The following is a 17,559-nucleotide window of genomic DNA, read 5'->3' on the forward strand; positions in this document are numbered from 1 at the left end:
CGGAGAAAATTATGTCAATCAGTTCACTTAATGCATTTTCACTGGATTTTTTCTCCCTGAAAGGGAAGACCGCGATTGTCACTGGCGGCAACAGCGGACTGGGTCAGGCGTTCGCCATGGCGCTGGCAAAAGCGGGGGCTAACCTGTTTATTCCAAGTTTCATCAAAGATAACGGCGAAACGAAGGAAATGATTGAAAAACAAGGTGTTGAAGTCGAATTTATGCAAGTGGATATTACCGAAAAAGGCGCGCCGGGGAACATCATTGCCGCCTGCTGCGAGCGTTTCGGGACGGTTGATATTCTGGTGAATAACGCCGGAATTTGTAAGCTGAATAAGGTGCTGGATTTTGGTCGCGCCGACTGGGATCCGATGATCGATATTAACCTGACGGCAGCTTTCGAACTGAGCTATGAAGCAGCGAAAATTATGATCCTGCAGCAGAGCGGGAAAATCATTAATATCTGTTCCCTTTTCTCGTATTTAGGTGGTCAGTGGTCGCCTGCTTATTCCGCCACCAAACATGCGCTGGCCGGATTTACCAAAGCATACTGCGATGAATTAGGTCAGTACAATATTCAGGTCAATGGCATTGCGCCAGGATACTACGCTACCGATATTACGCTGGCGACCCGCAGTAATCCTGAAACTAACCAGCGGGTGCTGGATCATATTCCGGCTAATCGCTGGGGTGACACCCAGGATCTGATGGGCACCATGGTATTTCTTGCCAGTCGGGCTTCTGATTATGTTAACGGGCATTTAGTCGTCGTTGATGGCGGATATTTGGTTCGCTAAACCTTTCACCGATTTTGAATAACTATTGTAGCCACAAACAGGAGAGCGTTTTATGTCTTTATCCCGAGAGGCGATTGTCGAACAATTAAGTAAAATTGTTGGCCCGGCGCGCGTCATTACCGATGAAAATGTACTGAAAAAAAATAGTATCGATCGCTTTCGCAAATACGCGGACATCCACGGTGTTTACACCTTGCCGATCCCGGCGGCAGTGGTAAAACTGGCGTCAACGGAACAGGTTTCCCGCGTGCTGGCATTTATGAACCAGCACCGTATTAACGGCGTGCCGCGCACCGGTGCATCGGCCACGGAAGGCGGTCTGGAAACGGCGGTGGAGAACTCGCTGGTGCTCGACGGGTCCGGTATGAACCAGATCATCAGTATTGATATTGAAAATATGCAGGCCACCGCGCAGTGCGGTGTGGCGCTGGAGGTGCTGGAAAACGCCCTGCGCGAAAAAGGTTATACCACCGGCCACTCGCCGCAATCTAAACCCCTGGCGCAGATGGGCGGCCTGGTTGCCACCCGCAGCATCGGCCAGTTCTCCACACTCTATGGCGCTATCGAAGACATGGTCGTCGGGCTGGAGGCGGTGTTCCCGGACGGGAGCATTACCCGCATTAAAAACGTCCCGCGTCGTGCTGCCGGGCCGGACATTCGTCACGTCATCATCGGTAACGAAGGCGCACTGTGCTACATCACCGAAGTGACGGTGAAGATCTTCAAATTTATGCCAGAGAACAACCTCTATTACGGCTACATTCTTGATGACATGAAAACCGGTTTTCAGGTGTTGCGCGACGTGATGGCGGAAGGTTATCGCCCGTCGATTGCCCGCCTGTACGACGCGGAAGACGGCTCGCAGCACTTCACCCATTTTGCCGACGGAAAATGCGTGCTGATTTTCATGGCAGAAGGCAACGCCCGTATCGCGCGCGCCACCGGCGAAGGGATCGCCGAGATCGTCGCACGCTATCCGGAGTGCCAGCGCGTCGATAGCAAACTGATCGAAACCTGGTTCAATAACCTGAACTGGGGGCCGGAAAAAGTGGCCGCCGAACGGGTGCAGATCATGAAAACCGGCAATATGGGCTTCACCACCGAGGTGTCCGGCGACTGGTCCTGCATTCATCAGATTTATGAAAACGTCCTTACCCGCATCCGCAATGAGTTTCCGTATGCCGACCATATCACCATGCTGGGCGGGCACTCGTCGCACAGCTATATCAACGGCACCAATATGTATTTCGTCTACGACTACAACGTGGTGGACTGCAAGCCGGAAGAGGAAATCGACAAATACCACAACCCGCTTAACAAGATCATCGTGGAAGAAACCCTTCGCCTCGGGGGGTCGATGGTGCATCACCACGGTATTGGCAAGCACCGCGTACACTGGAGTATGGCGGAACACGGCTCAGCGTGGAAAATCATGGCCGGGCTTAAGCAACAGTTCGATCCGCACGGCATCATGAACGCCGGGACCATCTACCCGCTTGAAAAATAAACCTTAGCGCGGCTTCCCACGGGGGGGCCGCACTTTTATTACCGGAAAACAAAGGGCTGGCTATGAACACTCCCCCGGTGCATATGGATGACCTGCCGCTTAGCCGTTTTCACTGCCGCATTGCCGCGCTGACCTTTGGCGCACACCTTACCGATGGCTATGTGCTGGGCGTGGTGGGCTACGCCATGATGCAACTCTCCCCGCAGATGCAGCTGACGCCATTACAGGAGGGGCTGATTGGCGGCTCGGCATTACTGGGACTGTTTGCCGGTAGCCTGCTGCTGGGCTGGATCTCAGATCGCATTGGGCGACAAAAAATCTTCACCTTCAGTTTTGTGCTCATCACCCTGGCCTCGTTTGGGCAATTCTTCGTCACCACGCCGGAACAACTGTTTATTCTGCGGCTACTGATTGGCTTCGGGCTGGGTGGCGACTATGCCGTTGGTCATACGCTGCTGGCGGAGTTTGCCCCGCGCCGTTATCGCGGCGTTTTACTTGGCGCATTCAGCGTGGTGTGGACGATAGGGTATGTGCTGGCCAGCGTGGCTGGCCACTGGCTGATCCAGATCAGCCCCGATGCCTGGCGCTGGCTGCTGGGATCAGCCGCCTTCCCGGCGCTGCTGATCACGCTTTTGCGTTGGGGGACGCCGGAATCACCGCGCTGGCTGCTGCGGCAAGGGCGTATCAGCGAGGCGCATCAGGTGATACGCCGTTATCTGGGGGCGAACGTGCTGCCCGGCGACGAAGTGGCGGTGGCGACCTCGCAGCACATCGGCGTGCTGTTCTCCTCGCGCTACTGGCGGCGCACGGCCTTCAACAGCCTGTTTTTTGTCTGTCTGGTGATCCCGTGGTTTGTGATTTACACCTGGCTGCCGTCCATTGCCAGTGAGATGGGTATCGAAGACGCGCTCAATGCCAGCCTGTTGCTGAACGCGCTGCTGATCGTCGGCGCACTGTTGGGGCTGGTGCTGACGCATTACCTCTCCCGGCGACGTCTACTGGCAGGTAGTTTTGCGCTGCTTGCTTTCACTCTCACTCTGCTTGCCTTTACCCCGGCGAATTACCCGCTGCTGGTGCTGTTTCTGTTTGTGCTGTTCAGCACGGTAATTTCGGCAGCGAGTAACCTGGTGGGCATCTTACCGGCAGAAAGTTTTCCCACCGACATACGTTCCCTCGGCGTGGGATTTGCTACCGCCATGAGCCGCCTGGGGGCGGCGGTAAGCACGGTGTTACTGCCACTGGTCCTCAGTGCCTGGGGGATGCGGCCCACGCTGTTATTGCTGGCGCTGGTGTTAGCCATCGGGCTAATCGTTACGCTGATGTGGGCACCGGAAACCAAAGACTTAACGCTGGTCGCCGCCTCGGCGGATCGTGACCCTCCCACAGGAGAGATCAATGAACATTCTGTTGGCGTATAAAGCGGAGCCGGATCTCGCCATGCTGGTGGACAGCGTGTGGCAGGCGGCAACGGCAACCGCGCAAGGGCCGGATGTGGCGCTGCTACCGGTGGTATCCGGCAGCGACGAACAGGCGGGCGCGGAGTTGATGTTAACAGCGCGCGATGCTGCGCCGGAGATCCAGCTCAGCGCCATCAGCGTTGGCGACGAACGCGCCTGCTACGGGCTGCGGCATCTGGCGGCGCTGGGTTTTTCGCAGCGGATACTGGTGGAAACCCCGCAGGATCTGCGTTTTTCCCCGGCGTTTGTTGCCGCTCACATTGCCGCCTGGCAACGGGAGCAGGGCGCACAGCTGATTATCACCGGTAGCCAGAGCAGCGAAGGGCAAAACGGCCAACTTCCCTGGCTGCTGGCGGAGATGCTTGGCTGGCACTGTCTGGGGCAGGTCAGCGATTTCACCGTGGAAAATAAAATGCTGCATGTGGTACAGGATGACGGTGCGTTGCGGCGGGAGTGGCAACTGACCGCGCCTGCGGTGCTGGCGGTGCGTAATAAAGGACAGGTGGCGCTGCGGGTGCCGGGTATGCGCCAGCGGCTGGCGGCGGCGAACGCTCCTATCACACGCCTGACTGCTGAAATGGCGGCAACCGGGCAGGTGAATTGCTGCCAGTTAACGCGCCGCCAAAACCGACGAGGCGGTGTGATCGTGAGCGGCAACAACGCCGGGGAAAAAGCCCGGCGCTTATGGGACATGTACCTGCGCCAGAGGATGACACCATGAACATCGCCCTGATTGCTACCAATGATGAACCGTTGTCTGCCGATATTATTGCGTTTGTTGCGGCCAGCGAATGGGACGCGCCCCGTTTTGAACGCTGGCAACTGGCAGCGTCTGTCTGTTGTGGTGAACAGGCGCTGCCACAGCTGGAAGAACACTGGCAGCGCACGCGCCCCGAGATAGTGATTTTTCCGGCCGGAATAACGGGTGATGAACTGGCGACGCGGCTGGCCTGGCGTACCGGCGGCGTCAGCGTCTGCCAGGCGCAGGCGTGGCACAGCGCCACACGCTGCGTCAGCAAAGCGGTTTACGGCAATGCGCTGACCGCCCGGCTTGCGGTAGCGGCCTCCCCGCTTTGCCTGTCGGTGGCCCGCGCAGGCAGCAGACCGTCCGGCGCGGCTGGCCCACAAATCGACGGCGAAGACGCTATTCCGGTTGGGCCGCTGCCGGAGGGGCTGCAACTGTTAAGCGAAACCCGGCGCGAAGAGATTCAGCCGCTCAGCCAGGCGCGACGCGTGGTGGCGTTTGGTCAGGGCGGAGAGTGTCTTAGTGAAGACGAAATGAAGGCGCTGGCGAAATCCCTTGGTGCAGAAGCCGGATACACCCGCCAGCGTGTGATGCTGGGCGGGGTGGATGATGCGAGGATGATCGGCGTATCCGGGCAGATGCTGGCCCCGGAACTGTGCATTATTGCCGGGGCATCAGGGGCGGCAGCGTTCAGTGCGGGGATCGCGCAGAGCCAGTTTATCGTGGCGATCAACACCGATGCCGACGCACCGCTGTTTGCACAGGCGGATGTCGGCATCGTTGATGACGGGCTGGCGGTACTGCGCGCGCTGGCGGCACTCAGTTAAGTTTTTTCGCCAGTGTCCAGACGTCGATGTTGGTGGTGGAGATCGCCATCACACCGGCATTAATGGCGTTGCGGGCATCTTCTTCATCGCACACCAGCCCACCGGCGATCAGCGGCTGGCGGATCTTCTCCGTTACCCAACCCAGCACTTTTGGCATACAGCCGGGCAGGATCTCAATGCAGTCCGGATTCGACTGCGCCACCTGCTTATCAATATTGTGAAACGAGATCGAATCAACGATAAACAGTCGGTGGATGCAGAAAAAGCCCTCCGCACGGGCCGCTTTCAGCATCGGCGCTTTAGTGCTGATAATGCCGTCCGCCTCGGTGACCAGTTTCAGAAACTGGATCACCACCTCTTTATTCGAGGTGCCTTCCAGCAAATCAACGTGGATAAAAGCATACTTTCCGGCTTTTTTGATTTTTTGCACGATACCCGTGATGGTGCAGATATTGCCGTACAGTACAGAGATAAACAGGCAGTCGGAATCAATCGCCAGTTGCAGGCTGGCGTTGTCTTTCACGGCGGCGATCATCGGATTTTGTCTGAGCAGGTGTAATAAAGGCATCGGTATAGGGTCTCTTAGCCAAAGCGATAGACGATGCCGAAGCCGGAAGCGGGGTACTGCCACCGCGCCAGCGTATCGGGATCGCAAAGTAGCCGACAGGTTCCACACTCCAGACAGCCGTGAAAATCCACGGTCAGCCCGCCGTCGGCGGTATAGCGGAACAGCCCCGCAGGACAGCCGTTCACCAGTTGTGCCTTTTGCCCGGCGTCCAGTTCTTCGGCGGGAATAATGTGCGGCGTTGTCGCCGGACGATAACGGTTATGCGTTACAGGCATCGCAGGCTCCTTAGCATATCAGCCACCATGTGGCTGAGGCCGTGTCGGCGCCCGTGCTGCCACAGCAATTGCCACAGCGGCGGGGTGGGCGTGTGGTCCGCGCGCCATAGTGCCTCGCTGACGTCGCGGCAAAAATCCGGCCAGCGCTGATACCAGCCGGGTCGCTGCAACAGCGCGGGCAGCGACTGGTAGCGCTGCAAAATCGCCCACAGAGCGCTGCGTTCAAGCTGGCGGTGATAATCGGGAAATAACTGGCTGCCAGATTTCTGACTAGCGGCGATAAGCGTCCGTGCGGCGGCCTGGGCATTCAGCACCGCCAGATCCATGCCGCGCACGGTAAAGCCAGTATTCACGCAACTGCCCAGCGCATCGCCGATCAGCAACCAGCCATCACCACCTTTCTGCACCGGCATAGCATTAAGCCCGCCTTCCGGCACCAGATGCGCGCCATACTCAACCGACGAACAGCCGCGCAGCAACGGGCGCAGCGTGGGATGCGCTTTTACCTGCGACAGCAGCGTGGTGGCGGGTTGCGTGGCGCTTAGGGAGGAAAGCGGACACACCACGCCAAACGAGATTGTGTCGCGGTTGGTATACAAAAACGCACCGCCAGGCCGGGAGCCGCATACGCCGCCGGTAAATAACCACGCAACGCCCTGGTTTTCTTCCAGTTGAAAGCGCTCTTCCAGCGTGGCGCGATCAAGCGTCAGCACCTCTTTGATGCCCGTCGCCATTGACGTCTGCGCCGGGCGGGGCACCAGCCCATGCTGTTGCGCCAGCATACTGTTTGCGCCTTCAGCCAGTACCACAAAGCGGGAGGTAATGATTTCGCCGTCGCACACCACGCCGCACACGGTGCCATCTTGCAGATGCAGAGCCTGCACCGTCGCCTGGGTTAGTAACTGCGCACCTGCGTTCTGCGCCTGATCCGCCAGCCAGGGATCGAAGCGCGCGCGCAGCACGCTCCAGGAATCGGCACGAGCAAGCTGGCTGGAAAAGGTGGTGGAACTGGCATAACTGAGCAGGGAAATATGTTCGCGATGGATGTGGCGCTCAAGGGGCGCGTGTTCAGCAAAGTCTGGGATCAGCTCCCGCAGGGCATAGCCGTAGAGACGACCGCCGGAAAGGTTTTTATTGCCGGGACGCTCCCCGCGTTCAAGTAATAACACGGAAAGTCCAGCTCTGGCGCAAAGCACTGCACAACTGCTGCCCGCGATCCCTGCGCCGATAATGATAATGTCATAATCGTCAGTCATTTAACGCTCCTTTTCAGAGCGTTCTATCATGACATAGCGGCGATGCGGGGGCGGTGACTGATGACACAGAAGCGGGAATTACTCCCCGCGATAAATACAGCCCGCCGTACAGGTTTCTTTTACCATTACCGCACTCAGCTGCGGCACCAGCGGCTTCATTTCGTTCCAGATCCACGCGGCCAGCACTTCGCTGGTCGGGTTCTCAAGACCCGGAATATCATTCAGATAGTAATGATCCAGACGATCATAGGTCGGTTTGAAGGCGCGTTTCAGCTCGGAAAAATCCATGATCCAGCCGGTATGCGGATCGACTTCACCGGTAATTTCCAGACGCACCATAAAGGAGTGACCGTGCAGGCGACCGCATTTGTGGCCTTCCGGTACGTGCGGCAGATGGTGAGCGGCTTCGAAGGTGAAATCTTTAAACAGGGTGGTGATCATCATAATTTCTCTGTAAGGCAAAAACCGCCGTAGGGTAGCGGATATGACCTTTTTTAGCATTAACAAAAACCGGTAAAAGTGTTAAGCCGAAGTATTGGTCAGGCTTATGCTTATTTACTCATTAAAATTCATGTACTTAATTGACCGGTTTAAGTGTTAATAACTATAGCTAAAACAGGTTAGTCATTTTGGTTATTTGTTATTTCCATCCCTTCTTTAATTGTTATTATTCGCGCCGTTAACCTTACTCTCTGTTCTGTTTTTCCCCCTTATAAAAACAGCTTTTACTGGAACTGGACGACGCATGACGACTCAGGCCCCACCTTCCGCTTTGCTGCCGCTCAACGCGGAGCAAATGTCACGGCTAACGGCGGTGACATCCGAACTTTCTCCCACGCAGCTTGCCTGGGTTTCCGGCTATTTCTGGGGCGTGCTTAACCAGCAGCCTGGCACCGCTGCGGCGACTGCGCCCGCGCCAGTCGCCAAAGAAACACCGGCCATTACGCTGATTTCCGCCTCGCAAACCGGTAACGCCCGCCGTGTGGCGGAAGCGCTGCGTGATGACCTGCTGGCGGCGAAGCTTAACGTCAACCTGGTCAACGCGGGCGACTATAAATTCAAACAAATCGCTCAGGAAAAACTGCTGGTTGTCGTGACGTCCACGCAAGGGGAAGGGGAGCCGCCGGAAGAAGCCGTCGCGCTGCATAAATTCCTGTTCTCGAAAAAAGCCCCCAAACTTAATGGCACAGCTTTTGCCGTCTTTGGCCTTGGCGATTCCTCCTATGAATTCTTCTGCCAGAGCGGCAAAGATTTTGACAGCAAGCTGGCGGAACTGGGCGCGGAACGCCTGCTGGATCGCGTGGATACCGACGTTGAATATCAGCCTGCCGCCGCCGAATGGCGTGGTCGTATCGTCGAGGTGCTGAAATCCCGCGTGCCGCAGGAAACGCCAGCGCAGGCTGCCGTGACGGCCAGCGGCGTGGTCAACGAAGTTACTTCCAGCCCTTATACGAAAGAAGCGCCGCTGTGCGCCACGCTGTCGGTTAATCAGAAAATCACCGGTCGCGATTCCGAAAAAGACGTTCGTCATCTGGAGATCGACCTGGGTGACTCTGGTCTGCGCTATCAGCCGGGCGATGCCCTGGGCGTGTGGTATCAGAACGATCCGGCGCTGGTCAAAGAACTGGTTGAACTGCTGTGGCTGACCGGCGACGAGCCAGTGAATATCGATGGCAAAACCCTGCCGCTTTCCGAAGCCTTGCAGTGGCATTTTGAGCTGACGGTGAACACCGCCAACATCGTGGAAAACTACGCCACCCTGACCCGCAGCGAAACCTTACTGCCGCTGGTGGGCGATAAAGCGCAGTTGCAGCACTACGCCGCAACGACGCCGATTGTCGATATGGTGCGTTTCTCGCCAGCCCAGCTGGATGCCGACGCGCTGATGGGTCTGCTGCGCCCGCTGACGCCGCGCCTGTACTCCATTGCTTCATCTCAGGCGGAAGTCGAAAGCGAAGTGCACATTACCGTGGGCGCGGTGCGTTTTGACATTGAAGGCCGCGCGCGGGCTGGTGGCGCATCCAGCTTCCTCGCCGACCGCGTGGAAGAAGATGGCGAAGTCCGGGTGTTTATCGAACATAACGATAACTTCCGTCTGCCGGAAAACCCCGAAACGCCGGTGATCATGATTGGTCCGGGCACCGGTATCGCGCCGTTCCGCGCCTTTATGCAGCAACGTGCCGCCGAAGACGCGCCGGGTAAAAACTGGCTGTTCTTTGGCAATCCGCACTTTACCGAAGACTTTTTATACCAGGTGGAGTGGCAGCGCTACGTTAAAGACGGCGTGCTGAACCGCATCGACCTGGCCTGGTCCCGCGATCAGAAAGAAAAAATATACGTACAAGACAAACTGCGCGAACAGGGCGCAGAGCTGTGGCGCTGGATCAATGACGGTGCCCACATTTATGTCTGTGGCGACGCCAGGCGTATGGCCGCAGACGTTGAAAAAGCTTTGCTGGATGTGATTGCCGAATTCGGTGGCATGGATACCGAAGCGGCGGATGAATTTTTAAGTGAGCTGCGCGTTGAGCGCCGTTATCAGCGAGATGTCTACTAATGAGCGAAAAATATCCAGGTCCGCTGGTGGTCGAAGGAAAACTGACTGACGCCGAGCGCATGAAGCGCGAAAGCAACTACCTGCGCGGTACGATTGCGGAAGATTTACATAACGGTCTGACCGGCGGTTTTTCCGGCGATAACTTCCTGCTGATCCGTTTTCACGGTATGTACCAGCAGGACGATCGCGACATTCGCGCCGAACGCGCCGAACAGAAACTGGAGCCGCGTCATGCGATGATGCTGCGCTGCCGTCTGCCGGGCGGCATCATCACGCCGCAGCAGTGGCTGTCGGTGGATAAATTCGCCACCGAGAAAACCATCTACGGCAGCATCCGGCTGACCAACCGCCAGACGTTCCAGTATCACGGCATTCTGAAGAAGAACGTCAAACCGGCACACCAGATGCTGCATGAAGTAGGTCTGGACGCGCTGGCCACGGCAAACGACATGAACCGTAACGTGCTGTGCACCTCTAACCCGGTGGAATCGCAGCTGCACGCCGAAGCCTACGAATGGGCGAAAAAGCTCTCTGAGCACCTGCTGCCGCGCACCCGCGCCTATGCGGAAATCTGGCACGATGCCGAGAAAGTGGCGACCACCGACGAAGAACCCATTCTCGGTCAGACCTATCTGCCGCGTAAGTTTAAAACCACGGTGGTGATCCCGCCGCAAAACGACATCGATCTGCATGCTAACGACATGAACTTTGTCGCTATCGCCGAAAACGGCAAGCTGGTGGGCTTTAACCTGCTGGTTGGCGGCGGATTGTCCATTGAGCACGGCAACAAGAAAACCTACGCCCGCACCGCCACTGAATTTGGCTTCCTGCCGCTGGAGCATACGCTGGCGGTCGCCGAAGCCGTGGTCACCACGCAGCGCGACTGGGGCAACCGTACCGATCGCAAAAACGCCAAAACCAAATACACGCTGGAGCGCGTCGGCCCTGAAGTCTTCAAAGCGGAAGTGGAACGTCGCGCAGGCATCAAATTCGCGCCGATCCGCCCGTATGAATTCACGGGTCGTGGCGATCGCATCGGCTGGGTAAAAGGCATCGATGATAAGTGGCACCTGACGCTGTTTATCGAGAATGGTCGTATTCTGGATTACCCGGATCGCCCGCTGAAAACCGGTCTGGTTGAGATCGCGAAGATCCATAAAGGCGACTTCCGTTTAACCGCGAATCAGAACCTGATCGTGGCGGGCGTGCCGGAACGCGAAAAAGCGAAGATCGAAAAACTGGCGCGCGATCATGGCCTGATGAACGCCGTGAAACCGCAGCGTGAGAACTCCATGGCTTGCGTCGCCTTCCCGACCTGCCCGTTGGCGATGGCGGAAGCCGAGCGTTTCCTGCCGTCGTTTATCGACAAAGTAGAAGCGGTGATGGAAAAACACGGCCTCGGCCACGAGCATATCGTGCTGCGCGTGACCGGCTGCCCGAACGGCTGTGGCCGAGCGCTGCTGGCGGAGCTGGGGCTGGTCGGTAAAGCGCCGGGTCGCTATAACCTGCACCTGGGCGGCAACCGCATGGGCACACGTATCCCGCGCATGTACCGCGAAAACATTACTGAATCAGAAATCCTCGACACCATTGACGAGCTGGTAGGCCGCTGGGCGAAAGAGCGTAATGCCAACGAAGGCTTCGGCGATTTCACCGTGCGCGCTGGCATCATCCGTCCGGTACTGGATCCGGCACGGGATTTCTGGGAATAAACGATCCTTGCCCGGTGGCGCTACGCATACCGGGCCTACGGTTTAACAGGCCGGGCAACCAACGTGCCCTGTAGGCCGGGTAAGCGTATGCGCCACCCGGCAATAACTCACAAACGAGGTCCTTATGTCCGTACTCGATCTAAACGCGCTCAACGAACTGCCAAAAGTAGAACGCGTACTGGCCCTCGCCGAGACGAACGGCCAGCTTGAAAAACTCAGCGCAGAAGCGCGCGTCGCCTGGGCGCTGGAAAACCTGCCCGGTGAATACGTGCTGTCGTCGAGCTTTGGTATTCAGGCGGCGGTCAGCCTGCATCTGGTGAATCAGATCCGCCCGGACATTCCGGTGATCCTCACCGATACCGGCTACCTGTTCCCGGAAACCTACCAGTTTATTGATGAGTTAACGGACAAACTCAAACTGAACCTGCAAGTCTACCGCGCGAAAGAGAGCGCGGCCTGGCAGGAGGCCCGCTACGGCAAACTGTGGGAGCAGGGCGTCGAAGGCATCGAGAAGTACAACGACATCAACAAAGTCGAGCCGATGAACCGTGCGCTGAAAGAACTGAACGCGCAAACCTGGTTCGCTGGCCTGCGCCGTGACCAGTCCGGTAGCCGCGCGAATTTACCGGTGCTGGCCATCCAGCGCGGCGTGTTCAAAGTGCTGCCGATTATCGACTGGGATAACCGCACCGTGTTCCAGTACCTGCAAAAGCATGGCCTGAAATACCATCCGCTGTGGGATCAGGGCTATCTGTCGGTTGGAGATACGCACACTACCCGCAAATGGGAACCGGGGATGGCGGAAGAAGAAACCCGCTTCTTCGGGCTGAAGCGTGAATGTGGATTGCATGAATAGGAACCCGTAAATCTCGCTAATGATTTTTAGAAGTTAATATTGCGGGCATTATTATTAGAATGTTAATAACCACATGATATTTATCACAGTTTAATCCCCGCCCCCGCGTTGTAATGAGCGTCATGTTTTCTTTGACGCTCAAACGCCATGTTCGAAACCGCAAACTATTTTAAGTATTGGGGAAAAACCGCCTCCGCAGAGTCGTCCGGGGCGGCTTACCATTTGTTGCCCTACCATTGCCTGGATGTCGCGGCCTGCGGCTGGCAAATGGTGCTGGAAAATCGATTCCACGCAGCGGATATTTTTGCTGAGTTAGGTTTTTCCCGGCAGGAAGCCGCAGTGTGGTTCGCCTGGCTGCTGGGAACGCATGACATCGGTAAATTTGCCCGTGGCTTCCAGCAGTTGTATGTCCACTCCTGCGCTGAACTGGTACCTGCGGTTAGCGGTAAGAGTTATAGCGCCCGTCACGATTCGCTGGGCTACTGGCTCTGGCATGCGAATTTTTTTCCTGCATGGAAAGAAGGGAAGTACACCGTTTTGCCCGCCAGCAGCAATTACAAAAATGACCAACGGGCGCTGGATACTGCATTAAAAATTGTCACCGGGCATCACGGCAAACCGCCACAGCAGCAGGTAAAAGGCCTTACAGCATTTATGTCTGAAGATATTGATGCCGCAGAGTGCTGGCTCACCGATCTCCGTTTACTGTTAAGTATTGACACTTTCCCACACAGTTTTAGCGACAAAACCTGGGGCAATAAATTTCAACAGCAGAGTTGGCTACTCGCCGGACTGACCGTGCTGGCCGACTGGCTGGGATCGAATCAGGATGATTTTCCCCTGGTCAGTGATGTGCTGCCAATTAATGAATACTGGCAACGAGCCAGAAGCCAGGCGCAACAGGCATTGCGGCATGTTCCAGAGTCCTCAGCGGTGGCACCTTTTACGCATCACCAGGCCTTATTTCCCTTTCTTCAGCAGCCTACGCCATTGCAACAAAAAGCTCTGGATGTCGACATCAGTGCGCCAGGCCCGCAGCTACTGATACTGGAAGATGTCACCGGTGCGGGCAAAACCGAAGCGGCGATGATCCTCGCTCACCGAATGATGACGGATGGTAAAGGTGACAGCTTATATGTCGGCCTGCCGACGATGGCGACCTCTAACGCCATGTTTAACCGTCTGGCGCTGGCTTATCGCGCACTGTTTAACCGTGATAATCAGCCATCACTGGTGCTGGCACACGGCGCACGGCATATGTCGCAGGCGTTTAACCACTCTCTGTGGCGCGACGAAATGCAGGGGCAAACCCGCTATCAGGCTGGCGAAGATGCCGCCGCCAGCACCTGCAACCGCTGGTTTGCCGACTCGCGCAAAAAATCTCTGTTGGCAGAGGTTGGCGTCGGCACGCTTGACCAGCTACTGATGGCGGCGATGCCCTTCAAATATCAGTCCCTGCGCCTGTTGGGGCTTTACGGCAAAATTCTGATCCTTGATGAAGTCCACGCCTACGATGCCTTTATGGTGCGCCTGCTGGAAGGACTGCTGACGTTTCACGCCGCGCAGGGAGGCAGCGCGATCATCCTCAGCGCCACCCTGCCGCTATCGCTGCGCCAGAAATTGCTGACGGCGTTTCACAACGGCGCAGGCGGGGTGTTACCGCAACCCCATCCCCATCCCGAGGCGAATTATCCCTGGGTTTCTCACCTCACGTCACAAGGCTTACAGGAAAGCTATACGGCAACGCGCCCGGAAGTGGCGCGCTGCGTGGCTGTCCAGTGGCTGACACAGACGCAGCAGGCCATCGCGCTTATCGAACAAGCGGTTAATGACGGTCAGTGCATCTGCTGGATCCGCAATACCGTTGATGAGGCGATAGCGGTTTACCGTGAACTGTTGCAACGCGGCAATATTCCGCAGGACGATCTGCTGCTGTTTCATAGCCGTTATGCGTTTATCGATCGCATGGCGATTGAAAACCACGCGCTGGACTGGTTCGGTAAAGCCAGCACCGCAGAGTCGCGACGCGGCAAAGTGCTGATCGCCACCCAGGTCATTGAGCAAAGCCTTGATATTGACCTGGATGTGATGATTAGCGATCTCGCGCCTGTCGATTTAATGATTCAGCGCGCCGGACGATTGCAACGCCATCAGCGCGGGCAGCGGCTTTCTCCGACGCTACATATTCTGGCACCCGAATGGCAGCCAGACGCTCAACCCGGCTGGCTGGTGGGCGCGTTGCAGGGCACCGGATTTGTCTATCCGGATCACGCCTGTCTGTGGCGTACGCAGGCGGTGCTGCGTGAAAAAGGAGAAATCCGCATGCCGGACCACGCTCGTGAATTAGTAGAAAGCGTGTATAGCGAATGGATCGACGCCCCGGCAGGATTGCAGCGCATTGGCGATCATGTGTTTGGCCTGAAAGCTGGTGAAAGAGGCGCCGCAGCACAAATTTTGCTCGACCGCGACAGGGGTTATGACCGCACGGCCAGTGATTTTGCCTGGGCCGAGGATGTGGAGCTTTCAACGCGCCTGAGCGAGGCGAGCGTCGATCTCTATCTGGCATGGCAGGATTTATCGCCCTATGCAGAAGGCACAGATTTTGCCTGGGAGCAGAGTCGGTTATCGGTACGTGAAAGCCTGTGGCGAAAAGTTGCCACCTCTGTGCCCCATGTGCAGGGCGAGGAGCTGGAGCGTTTTCGCAAGCGCATTCGTGATCCGCATGCCCAGGTGCTGCTGCTGGAACGCGACAAAGAATCTGAGCATTACAACAAGGTGTGGGGGCTTTTAGCCTCCTGAAAGTGGTTTAACAGGGACATTAAAACAGGGGAATTTATGTTTTCCTTAATTACGGAACCCTGGCTACCCGCAATAGATCGCGGCGGGCAGCGCAGGAAAATTTCACCGCTGCAACTTGCGGATAACGACATCCTCGATCTCGCATGGTCAAGAGCTGATTTTCAGGGAGCCGCCTGGCAACTGTTGATCGGCATGTTGCAAACCACCTTTGCACCAGAGGACGAGGAAGCCTGGGAAGATGTCTGGGACGAGGGGCTGGATGCGGACAAGTGGCAACAGGCCCTGTCGCGCATCGCGGTGGCCTTTAACTTCGGGCCTGATAAACCGGCATTTTTACAGGATTTTGATACGCTGCCGGTTGAGCCATCTTCTGTTTCAGGTCTGCTGATCGACGCGCCCGGCGGTAATGCGCTTAAGCTCAACAAAGATCACTTCGTTAAACGCACCTGTTACCAGCATTTTTGTCCGCACTGCGCGGCGATGGCGCTGTTCACCGTGCAAACCAATTCCCCTGCGGCGGGCGCCGGTTTTCGTACCAGTATGCGCGGCGGCGGCCCGATGACCACATTGCTGGTTCCCACGAACAATGATGTGCCTTTATGGAAGAAACTGTGGCTTAACGTCATGCCCGCTAAACCCTGGCAGGAGGCGCAACTGCCGCTCATTTTCCCGTGGCTTGCCCCCACACGCAGCAGCGAAAGCGCCAAAAACAGCGTCACCCCGGAAAATGCGCATCCGTTACAGGCGTACTGGGGCATGCCCCGTCGTCTGGAGATTGATTTCACCCATACGCAAAGCGGCGAATGCGATCTGTGCGGTGAACACCATGATGAACTGTTAAGCCAGATACGCAGCAAAAACTATGGCGTGCAATATGAAGGCTGGGTGCATCCATTTTCACCCTACCGGCAGGGCGTTAAAGATGTCAGCGCCCCGTTGCTGCCGTTAAAAGGCCAACCAGGTGGACTCGCCTGGAAAGACTGGCTTGGGCTGGTGGTGGAATCGGAAGATAAGTTAAACCGCACGCTACCGGCGACAGTCGTGCGCCGCAATCCCTTACCCCGCGAAACGCAATTGTGGTGCGCAGGCTTTGATATGGATAACGCGAAATCCCGCTGCTGGTACGAGCATCGCTTAGCCATTACCACGCTGCCACGTGCCGGGGCCGCTGAACTGAAAGAACTGTTACAAGGCTGCGTTGAACTGGCGGTAAGCGTTTTGCCTCTGCTACGCCAGGCATTAAAAGAAGCGTGGTTTGAAAGCCCGAAAGAAGCGAAGGGCGATTTCAGCATGATCGACATCGCCTTCTGGCAACAAACCGAAAATGATTTTCACACGCTCTGGCAGACGCTTAATCATTATCCCTCTGCCACTTTTCCCGAGGCGCGCCGCGCGTTAAGTATCTGGCAAACGGCCCTGCGCGATTATCTGTTTCACACGTTTGATGAACGTGCTTTTACCAATCCGGATGAAGTCAGCGATCTGAGCCGTATTCTGCGCGCCCGGCAAGGGCTGACTAAAAATCTGCTCAAACAAAAAACCTGGAAAGCGTTACTGGAATTAACGCGCGAGCGTAAGGAGGCACAACATGGCTGATATAGATACCGGTAAACCGGTGATTTTTACCCATCCCGAGGCGGCGGGGATAGTCAGGCGCTGGTTTGCAAGTTTACAGGAGCGCAACCATCCTGGTGGCGTGAATGGCAGAGCCTGGCGGGCGGAGTTACGTCGCAGCGCTCAACCTTATGGCACCTTAACCACTCAGGGATTTTTTGCGCTCATGCAGCCCTTACAGACCCTCCTGCGTTTTAACGACAGCGATAAGCTGGCGCTGGCGATGTTCGCCAGCATTGCCTCCCATGTGCGCAAAGATAACGGACAGGAGAGCGTCGCCCGCCAGTTGGGGAAAGAAATAAAAGGTACGCCGTGCCTGTCCCGCTCGCGCTTCGATCGGCTGCTTGCGGCGCGAACCCCGGCGGAGTTATGCAGCCAGTTGACCCGCGCGGTCAAACTGCGCGGTGACGAAGGCGTCAATCTGGTATCCCTGGCCGACGGCATTTTTTTGTGGATGCGCGAATGGTATGCCCGCGAACAGTTTCAGCCTGTTGAAACTAACCCTTTCAAACGTTTCAGCGTGCGCTGGGCCAGCGAATATCTGCTGGCAGCCGAAAAAACCTCAGTTAAAAATTCACCGGAAGAATAA

At 56.7% G+C, this 17,559-nt stretch carries 15 protein-coding genes; 11 read left to right on the forward strand and 4 right to left on the reverse strand.

Features of this window, described 5'->3' with window-relative positions; genetic code table 11:
- Nucleotides 1-11 precede the first annotated feature (11 nt).
- From KW828_RS05455 to KW828_RS05475, 5 genes are read left to right on the forward strand one after another with little or no spacing between them, the layout of a single operon-like run.
- On the forward strand, nt 12-797 hold the full coding sequence (locus tag KW828_RS05455; RefSeq protein ID WP_218335456.1) for an SDR family oxidoreductase: 786 nt from the start codon (nt 12-14) through the stop codon (nt 795-797).
- Between the two features lie 52 nt (nt 798-849).
- Entirely contained in the window at nt 850-2,304 is a 1,455-nt protein-coding gene (locus KW828_RS05460; protein ID WP_218335457.1) for an FAD-binding oxidoreductase, read from the forward strand.
- The gene (locus KW828_RS05465) at nt 2,301-3,722 is read left to right on the forward strand and encodes an MFS transporter (RefSeq protein WP_371316089.1); all 1,422 of its coding nucleotides are present in this window, start codon (nt 2,301-2,303) and stop codon (nt 3,720-3,722) included. The genes KW828_RS05460 and KW828_RS05465 overlap by 4 nt, the downstream gene beginning before the upstream one ends.
- Nucleotides 3,700-4,482 (forward strand): electron transfer flavoprotein subunit beta/FixA family protein, encoded by a 783-nt coding sequence (locus tag KW828_RS05470; RefSeq protein ID WP_218335459.1) that lies wholly within the window; start codon nt 3,700-3,702, stop codon nt 4,480-4,482. The genes KW828_RS05465 and KW828_RS05470 overlap by 23 nt, the downstream gene beginning before the upstream one ends.
- Nucleotides 4,479-5,333 carry an FAD-binding protein gene (locus tag KW828_RS05475; protein WP_218335460.1) on the forward strand — a complete coding sequence of 285 codons (855 nt, stop codon included), beginning with the start codon at nt 4,479-4,481 and terminating at the stop codon, nt 5,331-5,333. The genes KW828_RS05470 and KW828_RS05475 overlap by 4 nt, the downstream gene beginning before the upstream one ends.
- Here KW828_RS05475 and KW828_RS05480 read toward each other — a convergent pair.
- The 4 genes from KW828_RS05480 to queD form a co-directional block, all read right to left on the reverse strand.
- The gene (locus KW828_RS05480) at nt 5,326-5,901 is read right to left on the reverse strand and encodes a glycerol-3-phosphate responsive antiterminator (RefSeq protein WP_218335461.1); all 576 of its coding nucleotides are present in this window, start codon (nt 5,899-5,901) and stop codon (nt 5,326-5,328) included. The genes KW828_RS05475 and KW828_RS05480 overlap by 8 nt on opposite strands.
- Nucleotides 5,902-5,915: 14 nt before the next feature.
- Entirely contained in the window at nt 5,916-6,176 is a 261-nt protein-coding gene (locus tag KW828_RS05485) for a ferredoxin family protein (protein ID WP_218335462.1), read from the reverse strand.
- Nucleotides 6,167-7,432 (reverse strand): FAD-dependent oxidoreductase, encoded by a 1,266-nt coding sequence (locus KW828_RS05490; protein ID WP_218335463.1) that lies wholly within the window; start codon nt 7,430-7,432, stop codon nt 6,167-6,169. The genes KW828_RS05485 and KW828_RS05490 overlap by 10 nt, the downstream gene beginning before the upstream one ends.
- A 78-nt stretch (nt 7,433-7,510) precedes the next feature.
- Nucleotides 7,511-7,876, reverse strand: a complete 366-nt coding sequence (queD, locus tag KW828_RS05495) for a 6-carboxytetrahydropterin synthase QueD (RefSeq protein WP_165304103.1) — start codon at nt 7,874-7,876, stop codon at nt 7,511-7,513.
- 301 nt (nt 7,877-8,177) lie between these two features.
- On the opposite strand from queD, the gene cysJ reads away from it, so the two are divergent.
- The 6 genes from cysJ to casB all read left to right on the forward strand — a co-directional run bounded on the left by cysJ (nt 8,178) and on the right by casB (nt 17,559).
- The gene (gene cysJ, locus KW828_RS05500; RefSeq protein ID WP_218335464.1) at nt 8,178-9,989 is read left to right on the forward strand and encodes an NADPH-dependent assimilatory sulfite reductase flavoprotein subunit; all 1,812 of its coding nucleotides are present in this window, start codon (nt 8,178-8,180) and stop codon (nt 9,987-9,989) included.
- Nucleotides 9,989-11,701, forward strand: coding sequence for an assimilatory sulfite reductase (NADPH) hemoprotein subunit (gene cysI, locus KW828_RS05505; RefSeq protein WP_218335465.1), 1,713 nt, complete (start codon nt 9,989-9,991; stop codon nt 11,699-11,701). The genes cysJ and cysI overlap by 1 nt, the downstream gene beginning before the upstream one ends.
- 124 nt (nt 11,702-11,825) lie before the next feature.
- Nucleotides 11,826-12,557 carry a phosphoadenosine phosphosulfate reductase gene (cysH, locus tag KW828_RS05510; protein ID WP_218335466.1) on the forward strand — a complete coding sequence of 244 codons (732 nt, stop codon included), beginning with the start codon at nt 11,826-11,828 and terminating at the stop codon, nt 12,555-12,557.
- Between the two features lie 147 nt (nt 12,558-12,704).
- The gene (cas3, locus tag KW828_RS05515; RefSeq protein ID WP_218335467.1) at nt 12,705-15,356 is read left to right on the forward strand and encodes a CRISPR-associated helicase Cas3'; all 2,652 of its coding nucleotides are present in this window, start codon (nt 12,705-12,707) and stop codon (nt 15,354-15,356) included.
- Between the two features lie 36 nt (nt 15,357-15,392).
- Nucleotides 15,393-16,952, forward strand: coding sequence for a type I-E CRISPR-associated protein Cse1/CasA (casA, locus tag KW828_RS05520; protein ID WP_218335468.1), 1,560 nt, complete (start codon nt 15,393-15,395; stop codon nt 16,950-16,952).
- Nucleotides 16,945-17,559 (forward strand): type I-E CRISPR-associated protein Cse2/CasB, encoded by a 615-nt coding sequence (gene casB, locus KW828_RS05525; protein WP_218335469.1) that lies wholly within the window; start codon nt 16,945-16,947, stop codon nt 17,557-17,559. Before casA ends, casB begins: the two co-directional genes overlap by 8 nt.

Origin of the sequence: Enterobacter sp. ENT03 (assembly GCF_019218745.1) — a bacterium.
Taxonomy (GTDB): domain Bacteria; phylum Pseudomonadota; class Gammaproteobacteria; order Enterobacterales; family Enterobacteriaceae; genus Enterobacter_D.